The 15,503-nt window shown below is 40.9% G+C and carries 13 protein-coding genes; 2 read left to right on the top strand and 11 right to left on the bottom strand.

Annotated elements, in window-relative coordinates; all coding sequences use genetic code 11:
• Positions 1 to 101: 101 nt before the first annotated feature.
• The 8 genes from NLP_RS08530 to NLP_RS08495 form a co-directional block, all read right to left on the bottom strand.
• A complete protein-coding gene (locus NLP_RS08530) occupies positions 102 to 1,223 on the bottom strand; it encodes a hypothetical protein (RefSeq protein WP_104906020.1) in 1,122 nt (373 codons plus the stop codon).
• A gap of 8 nt (positions 1,224 to 1,231) precedes the next feature.
• Positions 1,232 to 2,314: a hypothetical protein gene (locus tag NLP_RS08525; protein WP_104906019.1), complete on the bottom strand. Its 1,083-nt coding sequence runs from the start codon at positions 2,312 to 2,314 to the stop codon at positions 1,232 to 1,234.
• 30 nt (positions 2,315 to 2,344) lie between these two features.
• Positions 2,345 to 3,496, bottom strand: coding sequence for a hypothetical protein (locus tag NLP_RS08520; RefSeq protein ID WP_104906018.1), 1,152 nt, complete (start codon positions 3,494 to 3,496; stop codon positions 2,345 to 2,347).
• Positions 3,497 to 4,101: 605 nt separating this feature from the next.
• Positions 4,102 to 5,409, bottom strand: coding sequence for a CO2 hydration protein (locus NLP_RS08515; protein ID WP_104906017.1), 1,308 nt, complete (start codon positions 5,407 to 5,409; stop codon positions 4,102 to 4,104).
• Between the two features lie 102 nt (positions 5,410 to 5,511).
• Complete coding sequence (locus NLP_RS08510; RefSeq protein ID WP_104906016.1) at positions 5,512 to 7,008, bottom strand: NADH-quinone oxidoreductase subunit M; 1,497 nt, start codon at positions 7,006 to 7,008, stop codon at positions 5,512 to 5,514.
• Positions 7,009 to 7,229: 221 nt separating this feature from the next.
• A complete protein-coding gene (locus tag NLP_RS08505; protein ID WP_104906015.1) occupies positions 7,230 to 7,943 on the bottom strand; it encodes a carbonic anhydrase in 714 nt (237 codons plus the stop codon).
• 51 nt (positions 7,944 to 7,994) lie between these two features.
• Positions 7,995 to 9,872 carry an NAD(P)H-quinone oxidoreductase subunit F gene (locus NLP_RS08500; protein WP_104906014.1) on the bottom strand — a complete coding sequence of 626 codons (1,878 nt, stop codon included), beginning with the start codon at positions 9,870 to 9,872 and terminating at the stop codon, positions 7,995 to 7,997.
• 370 nt (positions 9,873 to 10,242) lie between these two features.
• Complete coding sequence (locus NLP_RS08495) at positions 10,243 to 10,428, bottom strand: hypothetical protein (RefSeq protein ID WP_104906013.1); 186 nt, start codon at positions 10,426 to 10,428, stop codon at positions 10,243 to 10,245.
• A gap of 84 nt (positions 10,429 to 10,512) precedes the next feature.
• Here NLP_RS08495 and NLP_RS08490 point away from each other — a divergent pair, with 84 nt between their 5' ends.
• Together NLP_RS08490 and NLP_RS08480 are read left to right on the top strand one after the other, a co-directional pair.
• Positions 10,513 to 10,947, top strand: coding sequence for a Uma2 family endonuclease (locus NLP_RS08490; RefSeq protein WP_234017252.1), 435 nt, complete (start codon positions 10,513 to 10,515; stop codon positions 10,945 to 10,947).
• An 854-nt stretch (positions 10,948 to 11,801) separates the two neighbouring features.
• Positions 11,802 to 12,122: a hypothetical protein gene (locus NLP_RS08480; protein WP_104906011.1), complete on the top strand. Its 321-nt coding sequence runs from the start codon at positions 11,802 to 11,804 to the stop codon at positions 12,120 to 12,122.
• A 72-nt stretch (positions 12,123 to 12,194) separates the two neighbouring features.
• Here NLP_RS08480 and NLP_RS08475 read toward each other — a convergent pair whose 3' ends face one another.
• The 3 genes from NLP_RS08475 to NLP_RS08465 all read right to left on the bottom strand — a co-directional run bounded on the left by NLP_RS08475 (position 12,195) and on the right by NLP_RS08465 (position 15,230).
• On the bottom strand, positions 12,195 to 12,518 hold the full coding sequence (locus tag NLP_RS08475) for a DUF2103 domain-containing protein (RefSeq protein WP_104906010.1): 324 nt from the start codon (positions 12,516 to 12,518) through the stop codon (positions 12,195 to 12,197).
• A gap of 5 nt (positions 12,519 to 12,523) precedes the next feature.
• Positions 12,524 to 12,850, bottom strand: coding sequence for an ATP-dependent Clp protease adapter ClpS (gene clpS / locus NLP_RS08470; protein WP_094348337.1), 327 nt, complete (start codon positions 12,848 to 12,850; stop codon positions 12,524 to 12,526).
• Positions 12,851 to 13,199: 349 nt separating this feature from the next.
• Entirely contained in the window at positions 13,200 to 15,230 is a 2,031-nt protein-coding gene (locus NLP_RS08465) for an FAD-dependent oxidoreductase (RefSeq protein WP_104906009.1), read from the bottom strand.
• Between the last annotated feature and the right edge of the window lie 273 nt (positions 15,231 to 15,503).

Genomic DNA, 15,503 nt, shown 5'->3' with positions numbered 1-15,503 from the left:
GAGTGGCTGGTGGCTACACATTTGTTACGCTGAATTTATCTTAACTCAGGCTACACTTCTCCTTGAGACTTTGTTAAATATCACTCAAAGCTTGCTTATCGCTATAAACATTGCCTGGCAAATTGGAGTGAATAATTACATTTGTAAAGCATTACAGGACATGCTTTTTGTGAAATTGGTTCAATTATTGTTGCCTCAAGTTTGCCGCTAGTAACCGTTTTATTTTGAAGTAGGGCGATCGCTAAGTCAATCGGGTAATTCTTGATGTTTAATTTTGATGTGGTCTTTTCATCTGGAACTATTGTAATACTTACGGCTTCTTTTGTTATTCCTTTTTGGTTGTCTACTTGGTTGTTTACTTCCGTTTTAATCTGATTTGCAAGAGATTTTTCTACCTCCAAAGAACCGTTTAGGAATATCCAAGCTGCTTCGTTTTCTTTTTTTAATTTTTTAAGCTCTTCAATTCCAGATAATACCTTTTGTGATGAGGGGGGTTGATTTTGCAGATGAAATTCAATTGTTTTATCTCGAGTAACGGACAGGCATATCTTTGGCTGCAAGTCCGACCACGCTTTCCAAACTATCCCAGTCAATAATAGTGCTGTAATTGCAATCAAAACAAGTCTAAATAAACTTATTTTGTTTCTTACAGGTTTGCCGGGAGGATATTTATAGTTTTTAAGTTCTTTTTTTTTTGGTAATTGATACTCTGCTAATTGAGGCCTTAGTGTAATCACCAATGGCTCTAGCACTCTAAAGTTGTTGTCTGGCCCAGATGTAACTTTTAGCAAATCAATCACATAGGAAATACTGAGCTTATCCTCATACCAAAACTCCCGATACTTCTCTTGTAGATATCGATGTACTTGATCGAGATGACTTTCTCCAATTTTATATTGCATTTCGGGCAAATTTTTCTGAAAAACGAGTCCCTCCACCCAATAAATTTCTCTCCCAACTGCATCTTTTAATACTTTATTTCCCTCTTCTCCTATGTCGTTGTTTCTGGCTTTAACCGAACGAAAAACAACAGTAAAGTTGCCAACTTCAGATCCATTTACCTCACGAATACTTATTCGCCCACTTTCAGTAAAATCTTCTTCTGTAACTTTAGTGAGCAAACTGCGAATTTTAGCTTCAGAAATGAAATCAGGTGCGACTACAGTTTTGTAGTCGATTGACTGATTTCGGCTAACGAGAAAAGTCCAAGCTTGAATTGTCATAATACTTATTATCTAGATTTAAAAGAGGGTACTTTAGCAAGGTCAGAGTCAGGAAAGTCAGCATTGAATTGTTTCTTAATTTCCTGACATTTACTCAGAATTTGTTCAAATGCCTCTTCACTCGATGAAATTTCATCTAATCTTTGCTTCTTGTTTCTCAATAGATGAAACCCAAAATAAACAATGGCAATAATCAGTGTGAACCCCATGCTAAATGGAATGAGAGCAATACAAAGTCCAATGCCAATCCAATCCCATACTGTGAGTTTAAAAGGCTTTTGTTTCGATCTGCCTGGATTTGGTAGCTTATCCGTCAAAGCAAAAGCTAGGGGACACTCTACATTCATTGGATGTGGATTGACAGAAAGCTTCTTCATCTGTCCATCAGGTTGTAGGACTGCAAAACCCTTACCTAAAGAACTGACAGGAATCAAACGTACTGGACAACCTACTTTCCTCCTATTGTCAACTACGTTATAAAATTCAGGAACATTATTCAGCAAGCGTTTTTTTACATCTGCTAGAGAGTAGCTACCTTCAAGTAAGTCCCACTTGCTAATGATGAAATGAACGGGAATATATTTATTGCATTTATCGACCATTTGCATGAGGGCCGATAGGTCTTCATTTAGCCATCTGAAAACAACCTTATTAGTTAAGTCGCGATCCTGCATCATAGAAAGTAGCTTTTGACCATCTAAGATTACTAAAACTGCATCCGCTTCTTTAACGTAGGTTTCCAAATTATTGTAACCGCCGTAATTTTCTTCATCTTCTGTTGATACGTCTGTGATTAGACCTCCTTTATAATCAACATAGGTGATTTTACAGGCTGGAATCTTAGATATTCCTGAGTTATTTACATAGGCAGTTAATGCCCATTCAGAAATATTTCTAGTGCCTAAAGGCCATTGCTCTCCTGTAGTCAAATCTGCAAATATCTTATTCAAAACCATTCTTTTAGAATTGTCTTGAACATCTAGAGAAAAGCCAAACTTTCCTTGTGTTGAAAATACCTTGAAAAGACTAGCCAAGAAGATGGTTTTACCAGAGCCAGATGCTCCGAGAGTAATAATACTGTAGTTATTCATTGCACCTTTAGGGGATTTATTGATATAGGGCTAAACTAATTTAGACTCGGGAAAACTATCTATTAAATCTTTCTCAAAATCATAAAAGACGTTCATTGCGTGTATTAGAGCAGACTGTTCGTCTTTAACGGATTTGAGCGTAGTTTCTTTCTTTTTTCGAGATCCTTTACTTATTTTTTCATTAATTCCTTTTATTCCCCCTTTCACCAAAGAAGTAACCATTGAAGTTGCTTTAGTGAACAATCTAGCCATTTTGATTTCAGCCGCATCGTCGTCGAACTCTAGCAGTAGTCCCAATCCCTCTAATCCAACCCCTAAAAAATCTAGACCACCAACTAATGCGCCAACCACAATATTGCCATCATCTATCTTCTGAATTTGTTGTTCAAGTTGTTTTTCTTGTGCTTGTTTTTGATGATGCAATTGTTGTAGTCTATCTGGCAAAACACAGGATATAGGCGCTTCAAGCAAAAAGGGAAATGGAATCTTACCTGGATTCTTTTTCATACTTCCATCTGGTTGCAGAGTAGCAAATTCTAAACCGATAGCACTAACTGGAATAATTCGGACAATAGAACCTGCTTCACCTCGACTTTTGATTAATTGTGCAAAAGCAGGAATAGTGAGAAGTTTTTCATGTATCTGAGATAGGGTAAACTTCTGATCCAGAACATCCCACTTAGTAATAACAAAGTGAACTGGAACTGTAAGCTTCTGCATCCGTTTGAGAATACTGGGTAAATCCGTACTTAAAAATACATTGGCTCGTACTTGATCGCTACCATTCAGCCAAGCATATATTTTCTGACCATCTAGTAATCCTAAAATCGTATCAGCTTGCTGTACGACGTTTTCCAAGTCCTCATCTTTCTCTATATCAGTTAGGCGACCTCCAGCATAGTCAAAATAAGTGAATTGACAAGCATTGTAGTTATCAAAATCTTCTGTTTGAACTTTACAAGTAAACGTCCATTCGGAAATATTTTTTGTTCCAGGAGGCCAAGTATCGCCAGTCAATATCTGTGTATAGGTGGAGTTTAGTAATTTTCGTTTGTCTGGCTCTTCAACATCAAGCTTAAAACTAGAGTTTTTCTGAGTTGATAATGCCTTAAACATACTAGCGAGGAATACAGTTTTTCCTGCGCCTGATGCCCCTAATGTAATAATTTTGAAGTTTTTCATGGTGCAATTACTCTATTGGTTCTCTTTGAAATGCTACAGTCTCGTTCAGGTGAATTTCGGAATTAAGTTCGCGATCGCATTAAGTTCATATCTATAGATATCTCCAGAATGAGGTATCAACCCTGACTACACAAGTCTTTTATATTGTTTTTTGGAGATGTTTTATAGCGGTTCCCGCATGGGTGAGGTACAAAAAAATAGATCCTCGTAAGGGCGCACAGCTGTGCTACCCCTCTCTTTCACAGTCCAGTCAATGTTGACGTTGCAGTGGATGGTTTGCACACTTGTCACAGGCGGGGCGATCGCCGTTGTTATGTGTCGGGAAATGAGCCTTAAACGACATTTCTGTTACACAGGAAGCAAGCCCAAGAGAGTAAGTGCGAGCGCACTTTTGACAAAAAATTATTATGAAGCTTAACTGAACTGTATTGTCTTATAGAGTTGACAATCAATACGGTTCGGTTAAGGTAAGAGACGCGATGAATCGCTCTTTCTACAATAGACCTCTTGCATAAATCAAAAAAAAGAACCACACCCCGCATTTGCTTTACTCAAATGCGGGGTGTAGTTATTCGCGTTTAGTAAGTAATCAAGCGGACATGATATTATCGATAATCTTGACTTTGAATGCTTCCTAAACGAGCAGCATCACGAATATTGTAGTCATTACGGGTAAAACGATTTAGCTGCATTTCAAAGAAATCTCGGTTAGCTTGTAAATGCTTGGGATTTTGGTCATCTAATGGATATAAAAGTGCAGTTCGCAAGGCTTGAATTACCGCAGAAGTGACACAGTACATTGAGCGTTGAAAACTAACTCCTAACTGAATTAACATATCTTCTTCACCCCGGCAATGTTGGCTGTAATAATCAACAAGATATGGTGGTAAAAAATGCAGCATATCTTGCATTAATAATGTCGGGGGAATGCCAGCAGTACCTACTGGAAATACATCAGCGTAAAGAATGCCATAGTGAAAGTCTTTCTGGTCTTCCGGTACTTGACGCGCTTGAGCATTATAAGATTTTGTTCCTCGGAAGGGTGCAGTGCGGTAGAAAACCGCTTCTACATAAGGTAATGCAGCTTCGTATAGCCACATGAAACCCTTAGATTTGGGGACAATTTCGTAGCATTCACCACGAATATAAACGTGATGGTAAATAGGACGACCTGCGATCGCAAATATACCATTAACTAAGAAGCTCATCGCCTCTGGCACACTGCTAATCGTACCTTCGTCATAGCGGTCGGACATTTCAAAGAATACCGGGGCCATGACTTCCCAGAATAAGCCCAGATTAGCGTAGTATGACATCTGGCGGCACTGTTCCAAAAACATATCGGGGAACAGCTTGTAAAGCCCCAGCATTACAGGGTTGCCTTGGAAGTAAGCTTTAATTGCCCGGTCAGCGTTGGCTTTGTATTCTGCTGAATCTAGGTAAGGGTCAAATTGTCCACCCATTCCTCTGTGCCACAACATCGCCCGCATACAAGCTTCTGCAAATTCCATGTTAATGCGATCGTGGAACAAGTGATGCAACAACTTCGGCATTTTAAAAGTTTCACCCTTGTCGATAAATGCCAAAAGTTCTGGATGTGCAGTAGCTTCGCCGCGCCAAATTCGTAAATCGGCATCATCGCCAGCGTAATGATTATGCAGTTCTAAATAGTCTTTGGGTAAGAAGTATTTAAAGAAAGGAAGCGGGTTTAAAAATTCGCGTTCGGCAATATAAAGTAGGTCACGCCAGTAAAAATCCATCGGCACAGCATAAGCTTTGTATAAACCGATGATTTGCATCAAATTTTCTGGAGTATCGGGTAACATTGCACCGCCTGCTTCTAAGCGGTGAATTACTTCAGCAAATTCGTGATTAGAAGGAGGTAATTTAATTGCTGTTTTAATTGCAGTCATGGTAATGATATTTACTCAATTGCGTAAACTTCTAGCGAATCGAATTCAAAAACTCTGCGCTACTTTGCGTTAAACTTTGCGTTCCTCTGCGTTTAAAAACTCTTAATTATTTACCACTTCAGAGATAACAGTTTTTTCCAAAGAGGGAATTGCAGCCACCATTGTTGTAGTTGTGGATTCACTCCAACGTACTAACCAAGTGGGTTGTACTCCCAAAAAGATGATGAAAGCTGCCAAAATTAAAGCTGGTATTTTCTCAGACCAAAGAACTTTGGGATAGTAGGCGAAGTTATCCAGTCTGCCAAAACAAGTGCGGTTGAGGAGGATAACAAAATAAACTGCGGTTAATCCACTAGCGACTACACACAAAATTGTCGGGAGGGGAAAGATAGAGAAACTACCTTGAAAGACGATAAATTCTGCGATGAATCCTGTTAAACCGGGAATACCTGCGCTAGCCATACCGCTTAAAACTAGTAAAGCGCTAATTAGCGGTAAACCGCGTATGGGACTCATTAAACCATTGAGTTTATCTAACTCGCGTGTACCAACTTTGGCTTCAACGACTCCCACCAAGTGGAAGAGAATGGCTAGGATAATACCGTGGCTGAACATTTGGGCGACTGCACCAACGAGTGCTAAGGGAGTACTGGCGGCAGCACCTAGCAAGATATAGCCCATGTGACCAACGGAACTGTATGCTACCATGCGCTTGATATCTTTTTGAGCGATCGCAATTACTGCGCCATAGATAGCGCTAACTGCTCCCCAAATTGCTAAAGTCGGTGCAATAATACTCCAAGCATGGGGAAACATACCCAACCCAAATCGTAGCAGTCCATAGGTTCCCAGCTTTGCCAACACCCCACCGAGAAGAATGGCAATTGGTGCTGAAGCCTCAACATAAGCATCGGGTAGCCAAGTATGGAAGGGAACTAAGGGAATTTTAATCCCAAAACCTAACACTATTCCTGCTAATAAAAGAATTTGTTTGGCTGTTGATAGATTTTCTGTAGAGACTGCATCAAAAGCAAAATTGGTAGAACCACTCAACCACACCATACCTAAGAATGTTGCCAGAATTAATGCTCCCGAAACAGCAGTATAAATTAGGAATTTAATCCCAGCATAACCTCGTTTTTTCCCTCCCCAAATGGAAATCAGTAAGTAAAAAGGGATTAGTTCTAGTTCGTAGAATAGGAAGAACAGCAGCAAATTTTCCGCTAGAAAAGCACCTGCAACTCCTCCACTCACTAATAAAATCATGGAGTAAAACAACCGGGGTCGTTCAGTTTCTTTACTACTGCTGTAAATAGAAATCCACGTGAGTAGGCTATTTAACACCAACATCAATATGGAAAGTCCATCAACACCTAATTGATAGCTCAAGCCAAGAGTTTCATTCCAAGGCAAATACTCTTGAAATTGCATTCCTGGATTGCTGATATCAAATTTTAGCAGGATAAAAATGTTCCACAAGAGAACTATCCCTGAAAAAATTAATGCTATTAAACGAATGCGATAATTAGGAATACTTACAGGTAAGACTGCTATGAAAATAGCAGTGAAGATTGGAAGCCAAATCAAAACACTTAACATGGAAATTTTGTCCTTTGTCCTTTGTCCTTTATGACTCAATACGCTTAGGTTAAGAGAATAGTAGGTTGGGTTGAGCGATAGCGTAACCCAACAAAGTCTCGATAATCTTGGGTTTCGTTTCTCAACCAAACCTACGTCTTCGTCCTTTGTCTTTTGTCTTTTATCCTTTATGACTTACTCTTTAGCCAATGACTAATGACTAATGACAAAGGACAAAAAAGCTAACTTACTATACTAATTTCTCCCGTATCTAAATCGTAATAGCCACCGACTATTTTCAGCTTTTCTGCTTTGATTAACTCAGATAAAACTGACGATGATTTCAATTTTTGAATTTGCGCCAAAATATTTGCTTTACAAACAGTTTCTACCATATCTCCTGATTTATCTTTTGAACTTTCTACACTTGGTTTAATTGCTTCAAGCAAACTTCCAATATTTCCAGGTACTGGAGCACCTTTAATCGCCGCTTGTATTGCACCACATCTTTCATGCCCAACGACCATGATGACTTTGGTACCTAATACTAAACTACCAAATTCTAAACTACCAATTTGCTGTGTTGTGGCAATATTACCAGCTATCCGGCAAACGAATAAATCTCCAAGTCCTTGGTCAAAAACAATTTCTGAAGGGACTCGTGAATCTGCACAACCGAGAATAGAAGCGAAAGGCTTTTGACCTTTGGCAACTTCAACTAAACGTGAATAGCTTTGGTCAGGATTACGACGTTTTCTTTTGGCAAACCTTTCATTTCCATCTAATAACTCTTGCAGTGCCTTATCGGGCGTAATATCTTCTTCTACTGGTGTTTTTTCGGCTGCAAGTAAGTTTGAACCAAGTCCGGCTGTCAATACACCTGTACCGATCGCACCTGCACCAAACTTGAATAAACTTCTTCTGGAAAGACTTATCTGCGGATGTCGTATGCTCATGGAATTATCCTCACAATATTAAACTGTTAACTTTTAGTCGGATAGCTACTGCTACCTAAGTGTCGAAATTTGAAAAACAAAATTTAAAAACTGTATTCCCCAAAATGGCCAAGTTACCCACATTCCTAAAAAACTCACTCCTAGAAGAACAGTGAATGCATAAAACTGGGTTTGTCCAGAGGTGCTGTATTTAAGACCTTCGCCACCTAATAGCGAAAATAAACCAACGAAATTAACAATCCCATCAATCACAAAGCGGTCAATCATATCAGCAAGTTGGGAAATTTTGGCAACGCTGAAAATTATCGTCATCCGATAGAGTTTTGGGGTGTAAAAGTCGTATGCCAGTAAATCTTGTAATCCTTGCCAAGGGAGACGAATCGGTTTGGGAATATTGCCTAAATAAATTACGCCAGTGATGGTGCAACTGAAAATATTCGACAAAATTAAAAGTAGTACGACATCTTTATTTAGGCTTGCCCAATCGGGTAAAAGTGATAAGCTTTGCAACACTAAAGGAAGATGTAGACTGACACCAAGTAGAATCATTGTTGGCAGAATCATCGGCCAGTGGGCTTCAGGCGATCGCTGACTCATTTGTGTCGCTTTACCGCCAAAAATTAAACCGAATTCTCTGGTTAAACTCACGGCTGTTAAAGCATTTACCGCTATCACTACTCCCACTAACCAAGGTTGCGTTTCCCACAACCCATCTGCTAGTTTCACCAACGCCCAAAAGCTACCCAAGGGTGGAAAACCAACTAATCCCAAAGTCCCGACGATAAAAGCAATTGCCGAAATCGGGCGACGCGTCCACAATCCGCCTAATTGGGTGACATCTTGGGTGATGCTATTCCAAATAATTCCCCCAGTACTCATCACCAACAGGGCTGCGGATATGGCATGGGTGAGTACTAACAATAGCGCCGCTTCGTCTTGTTGCACTCCCACGGCAATGAAGACTAAACCCATGTATGCACTGACAGAATAGGATTGGCAGCGTTTAAGGTCAATTTGAGCGATCGCAATTAAAGAAGCACCCACGGCTGTCACTACCCCAATGGCCACCATAGCGGAGGAAACTATCGGCGACAGACTTAACACAGGTTGCAATTTAATCAGCACCCATGCACCACTAGCAACTACTACTGAGTTCCGCAAAATCGTACTGGGAACAGGGCCTTCCATTGCTTCATCTAGCCATAAATGCAGGGGGAACTGGGCACATTTACCCATCGGCCCGGCAATTAAGGCTAAACCTACGAGTGCAATCGCTGTCGGGTTAACGTTCGCAGTAGCCGCCCATTCAGCTAATTCTGGATAATTCCAAGTTCCGGCTAAAGGCCATAATGCCAATACGCCCATCAGCAAGAATAAGTCTCCCACCCGCTTGGTTAAGAAAGCGTCTCTTGCACCTGAAACTACCAACGGCTGACTAAACCATAAGCCAACTAGTAGGTAGGTTCCCAGCGTCAGGACTTCCAAAATTACATAGCTGAAAAACAAGTTATTACACAAAGCAAGGGCACATAATCCCGCTTCAAATAATCCCAACAAAGAATAGAAGCGTCCCCAACCCCAATCCATTTCCATGTAGCCGATCGCATAAATCTGCGCCAGCAAATTCAAGCCAGTAATCACAACTAAAGCGCCGACACTCACCGAGGATATATCCAAAGCAATAGTTAGGTCTAAACCAGCCGTAGATAACCACGGAATAAATACTTCTTGGGCTGGATAATTCCAAGTTGCTTGTAAGGCGATCGCACTATGTACAAACGCCAAAAATGTCATCACCAAATTTACATAACCCGCCGGTCTTGGCCCCGTTTTCCGAATGATCCCTGGCGACCAAGGCACGGCTAACAAGCCACCGATTAAGGCATAGCACGGAACTAGCCAAACAGTCTCAAGTAGAAACTGAGCCATCAACTCACCTCTATTATTGTCATCAAAAATTATGGGTTTTAAATCAACTGACGTTGATCCCAGTTAACCCAGCAATGTCTACGACGGGCTATTCGGCGTCGTAGATAATGCAAATTTATCTTTGCTTAATTTTGTTAGAAATAGCTTACCGTTATATCTGTCACAATGGAATTATTTAATTAAATAAATTTGAGATAAGAACTCTAATTATTTCTTATCTAATCAACTATTTAAGTAATGAATCATAGCTATTAATTTTTATCTATGTATTGGTTTAGGGATGAATCAATAGTTATCATTAGTTTTATCAATTGATATAAATGACAAGAGACGCAATCAATTGCGTCTCTAAAAATCGACTAAATGTAATTTATATTTGGGTGATTTTGTCAACTTGCCAGTGAGAGATAGTAACGGCAGGTGGTGAGTCAACTTGACTAATGGGGGCGGGTTTCATGTCCCGGTAGTCCAGCAGTTGGACTAAGATCAGGTAGGCGATCGCTAAAATGATCGAAATCGCACCTGTAAGAATGGCAATTATTTTCGAGCGTTCCATCAGTATTTCCTGTAATGCAAGTAGAATAACTGTATTGAGTCATCGATGAGAATTGCGTAGGCGTAGCCCGCCGTAGGTATCGCTATGACTGCAACCACAAAAAAATTTACTTTTGCAGAGTATCTTAAGTATAACGATGGCACGGATACCCAATATGAATTGGTAGATGGAGAATTAATTCCCATCAGCCTTGGCACTGGCAAGCACGGTGGCATCTCCAAGTTTTTAGAACGAAGCAATGATCATGAAAGTGCCAAAATAGGTCAGAATTGGACAGCACAAAAGTTTTCTGTGGGAGTGCGTTCGCCACGTGGAGGATGCTGGGACACCTCACGAATTCCAGATGTAGTAGTATTACCAACACAGCAGTGGTCAGTACTTTCTAATCGAGAAGCTGTAATCGAACTTAACGAAACTCCCCCCATATTAGTGGTACAAGTCGTCATCGAATCTACACAAACCACAGACTATCGCAGCAAACATTCTAAATATGCTGTTCTGAAAATTCCCGAATACTGAATTGTTGACCCGATTCAAGAGATAGTTATAATATGCACCCTAGTAGAAGGGTTCTATGATGCTGTTGCATTCCGAGGATAAGAACGCATCATTTCTTTTACTTTTCCACAGTTGGATTTGAGTGCCGAACAAGTCTTGGCAGGACAGAAGTGAACTTTCAATTACTGCCAACCAATTTGCAGGCGGCATAGTGGACGCTAACGTGGATGCCTTCGGCCATCTTTCGTTCTAAAATCTTCCACAAGCCGCAGTTGTTCAATCAGAGAACTACCCATAATTTTCCTCCCCTCAACACTTGCAATTTTACCTGTTTTAGGGGATGAATCAGCCCTGGTAAGGGGGGTAATTGAACTTGTGTATACACTGTAGGATGCATCGAGGGAGGATGAGGGCAGTTAATTTTACTTAAAAGATTTTGATTTTTTAAGTAAGATTAAGTCATAAGTTAATTACAACAAATGCTGCAATCATTTAAACCTTTCTTATACATGAAGAAGCAATTGTTGCAAAGTATTAAGCATTTGCAGCAATTGGTTATATATTTTTGGGAAATACTTAAACCTTTCTTATACATGAAGAAGCAATTGTTGCAAAGTATTAAGCATTTGCAGCAATTGGTTATATATTTCTGGGAAATACTTAAACCTTTCTTATACATGAAGGAGCAATTGTTGCAAACGCTTCAATTTTGGCAACTAGTCATGAAGGTTAATTGAGTTATGAGTGCTGAGTTACAACGCCAAATTTTTCACTCAGCGCTTTTGAATCTATTGAGGTTTGTAAATAATTTGTATCTCTGCAAGGAATATTCCTTTAGACTAAATTTCAACTGAAAAATGTGGGAATAAACACAAATGCATTCGTTAAATATATTTTGTCACGAATTTGTAGTTGCTGTTTCCTTTGTAGCTTGCATTATTGGACTGTTGTTACTGTGGAACAGTAAGGAGCAAACAAATGAGATCGAAGAAACAGAACAGATTCTGTTTAGAATGAGCTTTAGTTACTGGCTAGTTTACTGTGTAGCTTTTGGCATCGAAAAAATAGTTTTACCCGATTGGGAATCTGTAGTCATGACTTTGAAAATAACTACGGCTCTGTCATATTTCTTAACTTTTTCTTGTATTGTTAGTCTGCCGCTACACAAATTTGCAGTACATCGGGTTGAGGAATAGTTATTGGGCATCTCTTCGGCAACTCTTGGAGACGCTACGCGAACGCTCAGGGCAAGTGGGGATTGGGCATGATTAACATCTCATGGCGATCGCTAATGCAGCTTCTAGTTTATCCTGGGGCAAAGTTGTCAAAATAAATACCTCTTGTACCGTTTTCCCCTGCCGGGCAATGACTTTATAGCCGCCACGAATGGGTACTGAAACGCGCAGTTGCATTTTGGGACAGTGACCTTTTGACCGCCCAATCACTCCTGGCGTCACAGTTTGGATACCATCGTGCTGACAAAGACGTTCTAAAATAGGGATAAGACCAGAAAGGTGTGTTGAGTGATTCCAAACCAGTCTGGCGGCTTTTTGTGAAGCCGTGCGGAGAGGATTTACGGTGGGTTTGTCCATGATAATTAAGCTGCTTCTAGAGGTGCCATTGTCAAACCTGCTCGGCGCAGCTGCTGGTGATAGAGTTCCGCAGGTTCTTGGGGCCCGACCCAGACGATCGCTTGACCTTCATAGTGTACCTGATTAGTCAGATCCCACGCGCGATCGCCACTCATCCCCGGAATATATTTCATCAAACATTCAGACACGTGTTGGAATGTATTAAAATCATCGTTTAATACAATCACTTTGTAATTCGGATAAGTCTTACGGATAACTTGATTAGACCGTTCAGGAGCTATAGTTGGTGCTGTGGACATCCCGTAAACATCTGCTGAAAGTGTCATAACCATAAAACAATTGGTCAAGATGATTTTACAAAACTACACTATAAGTAATTAGTTTAGTTCATTGTTTAGTTGTCCGTTGTCATTTGTCCTTAACCAATGACCAATGATATCGTGTCCGGCTAAAGACTTATCATTTAGACCACACTTCTCTACGAGACGCTGCGCGTAGCTTGCTTCCACGAAGTGGTACGGCTACGCTCAGTGACCGAAGGTCTGGGGGCAGGGGTAAAGAGGCTTTTGGGATTTTTGCACAGATTCGGTAATCATAAGTGATTAACCGGACTTGATATGACCAATGACCGATCACCAATGACCAATGACCAATGACAAATGACAAATGACAAATGACTATCTATTTCCAATTATCCCAGTTTTCGTTAAAAATAGATGTATCTGGGAAGGCGGTAGGGTTGCCATTTTGTTGCAAAAGCCGTTTGAGTGCTTCTAGTTGTAGCTCTTGTTTAGGTAAGTCATCAACTAGTTGGTAAGGTGCGATCGCATTTTTGAGTGCAAAACTAGCCACAGTTCCCGCAGCTGCGCCAGATGACCATTCAAATGAGTGTACTCGATAGGCAGCAGCAGCAATGTGACTAGTCGCAATACTTTTGCCACCTACCAGCAAATTATCAATTTTCTGAGGAATCATCGCCCTCAAAGCAATTTGGAAGGGATAAGCAAGACCTGCACCACGTCTTTCGCCTGGACGTTCTGTGTTCCCAGGGGCTTCTGGGGGACTATTCACCATGCAAGGATGGAAATCTATAGCGTAGTGACCAATACCCACAGCATCGGGGAAGATGGTAGAACGAGTCCGTCGCATTGCTTTATCTGGTGGAACTTTACCGTCAATTACTGATATTGCTTCTAAACCTGCAACTGCTGCTCGTAGCCGACGATACATATCTGCTGGCAGAGTCTTTGAGTAATACTGATCATTATAATCTCGGCGGGAAATATCAATTTCCCCAATACTAAAGCCTTCAGCTTGTCCCCAACTGGGGCGGCCAATGATCCGCCGTCCTTCTCGCATATAGGGATATTTTGATAAACCATGTATTGTCCCCATTGGGGAATTTAAACCGGAAACAAAGCGGTTATTGGGTTGCTGCTGCTTGACACCATCTCCTAGTTGAGAATCTGTAGTCCCAGCTACCAACCAGTAATAGAAAGATAAAGCATTTTCCTCAGCCTTACGCAGGGTTTCTGTCCGCAGTCCTCCCATCCAACCCCCTGGCTCTAACTGTCCAGTCGCTTGTAACTGTTGGCGGTTATAAATTAGGTTATCCTGACCAGTTCCGGGGCGGTAGTCGTTACCCCAAGTCCAGTTTTGCATCGAGATATCCCCTGGTGTAGGTGCAGTAAAACTGACACCACCGAATTTTTCTGATTTCCCTTTCTTTGGACTCCATATTCGACGATAGGTAAAAACTAAATTAAAGTTAGCCAGTCGCTTCAATTCATAGCTAAAATATGGCGCATATTGTGGATAAAATGCAGGCATTGTCTGCGGTTGCGGTTCCTTGGTGGCCTCCATTGCAAAGGTGTAGGTAAAGCCTTGAGGACAATAAGGGTCGTTGTTGGTGCTAGAAGCAGAAGGTTCTAGGTAGGAACGGGCATCAATACCTAATCGGTAAGGAACATCAGCAAGGGCAATAATTTCTCCAGTTTCGCTAGCGTCTACGACATACCATTTAGGAGCATCCTCTTTCACAGCTTTGGGGATGAAACGGACAATAGTTTTAGTAAACCGAGATGAGTTTTCGTAGCGATAAGCATCTTCAATGCTTTGAGATAACGTAAAAGTATTAAGAGGTGGTGCGCCTTTTGGTGGTTGATGTTGAATTGCGATCGCACTATTAATTATTTTGCCATCAGCAGCGATTTCCAAATCCTTAATTACCGTGTTGGGAAACCATTGCAATTTCCCTTTGCCCTGCTTTTCGGCATCTTTAAGCATCTGGGTCAAAATTGTGTGAGCATCGCGGGGAAGAAAACACGATTCACTTACCCAGCAGTCACCGGGGTTAAGCTTACCGTATTTACGCCCAATGCGGTTTCGTAATTCCAGATAGCCGCGAGAATAGAATTTGAGAGCTCGCTGAGTTGGGCGTTCATCTAACGCAGATGTCCCTTGAGCAGAAATTTGTCCTCCCAACCAATCAGTAATTTCTGTGAGACAAACTGTTCGCCCTGCTAGCAAACCCTCGTAAGCTGTGGCTACACCAGAAAGTCCACCACCCACAACTAAAATCTCGCAATTTACACTTTTGTCTGGGGTTCTCGGTGGTGCGGCGATCGCCTCATCAAATATAACTAAGCTAGATATTAAATTGAGACCGATCAACGATGTCAAGCTAAAAGCTACTTTGTGTCTGTGCTTCATAGTAAAAAAAACCACTCCAAATCCTGTGTCACCTTGTAGACGTTAGCATTTAGGAAATGTCTAACTCAAGCAATTTTTCCAGAGCAAAAGATACCCAATGCTAAGTTTTTGTTAAAACCTTAACAATTTTAAGTAATATATTTTACTTTTAGGGAGTGTGTTGAAGCTTATCGACGCATCTCGCCCGAATCTTGAAAACCGCATCACTTCGTTGAAATGTGTCGATGCCTTATGCAGTAAGGCTTTCAGGCTGCAAAATGGAGAAATTTGGAA

The sequence above is a fragment of the Nostoc sp. 'Lobaria pulmonaria (5183) cyanobiont' genome (genome assembly GCF_002949795.1).
Lineage (GTDB): Bacteria > Cyanobacteriota > Cyanobacteriia > Cyanobacteriales > Nostocaceae > Nostoc.
Note: the sequence above shows the minus strand (reverse complement) of the source record. Positions and strands in the feature narration are given on the sequence as shown.

Bases quoted from the DNA above. Each gene is read 5' to 3' on its own strand.
- NLP_RS08530 (WP_104906020.1), bottom strand. From the start codon at position 1,223: ATGACAATTCAAGCTTGGACTTTTCTCGTTAGCCGAAATCAGTCAATC.
- NLP_RS08525 (WP_104906019.1), bottom strand. From the start codon at position 2,314: ATGAATAACTACAGTATTATTACTCTCGGAGCATCTGGCTCTGGTAAA.
- NLP_RS08520 (WP_104906018.1), bottom strand. From the start codon at position 3,496: ATGAAAAACTTCAAAATTATTACATTAGGGGCATCAGGCGCAGGAAAA.
- NLP_RS08515 (WP_104906017.1), bottom strand. From the start codon at position 5,409: ATGACTGCAATTAAAACAGCAATTAAATTACCTCCTTCTAATCACGAA.
- NLP_RS08510 (WP_104906016.1), bottom strand. From the start codon at position 7,008: ATGTTAAGTGTTTTGATTTGGCTTCCAATCTTCACTGCTATTTTCATA.
- NLP_RS08505 (WP_104906015.1), bottom strand. From the start codon at position 7,943: ATGAGCATACGACATCCGCAGATAAGTCTTTCCAGAAGAAGTTTATTC.
- NLP_RS08500 (WP_104906014.1), bottom strand. From the start codon at position 9,872: ATGGCTCAGTTTCTACTTGAGACTGTTTGGCTAGTTCCGTGCTATGCC.
- NLP_RS08495 (WP_104906013.1), bottom strand. From the start codon at position 10,428: ATGGAACGCTCGAAAATAATTGCCATTCTTACAGGTGCGATTTCGATC.
- NLP_RS08490 (WP_234017252.1), top strand. From the start codon at position 10,513: ATGACTGCAACCACAAAAAAATTTACTTTTGCAGAGTATCTTAAGTAT.
- NLP_RS08480 (WP_104906011.1), top strand. From the start codon at position 11,802: ATGCATTCGTTAAATATATTTTGTCACGAATTTGTAGTTGCTGTTTCC.
- NLP_RS08475 (WP_104906010.1), bottom strand. From the start codon at position 12,518: ATGGACAAACCCACCGTAAATCCTCTCCGCACGGCTTCACAAAAAGCC.
- clpS (WP_094348337.1), bottom strand. From the start codon at position 12,850: ATGGTTATGACACTTTCAGCAGATGTTTACGGGATGTCCACAGCACCA.
- NLP_RS08465 (WP_104906009.1), bottom strand. From the start codon at position 15,230: ATGAAGCACAGACACAAAGTAGCTTTTAGCTTGACATCGTTGATCGGT.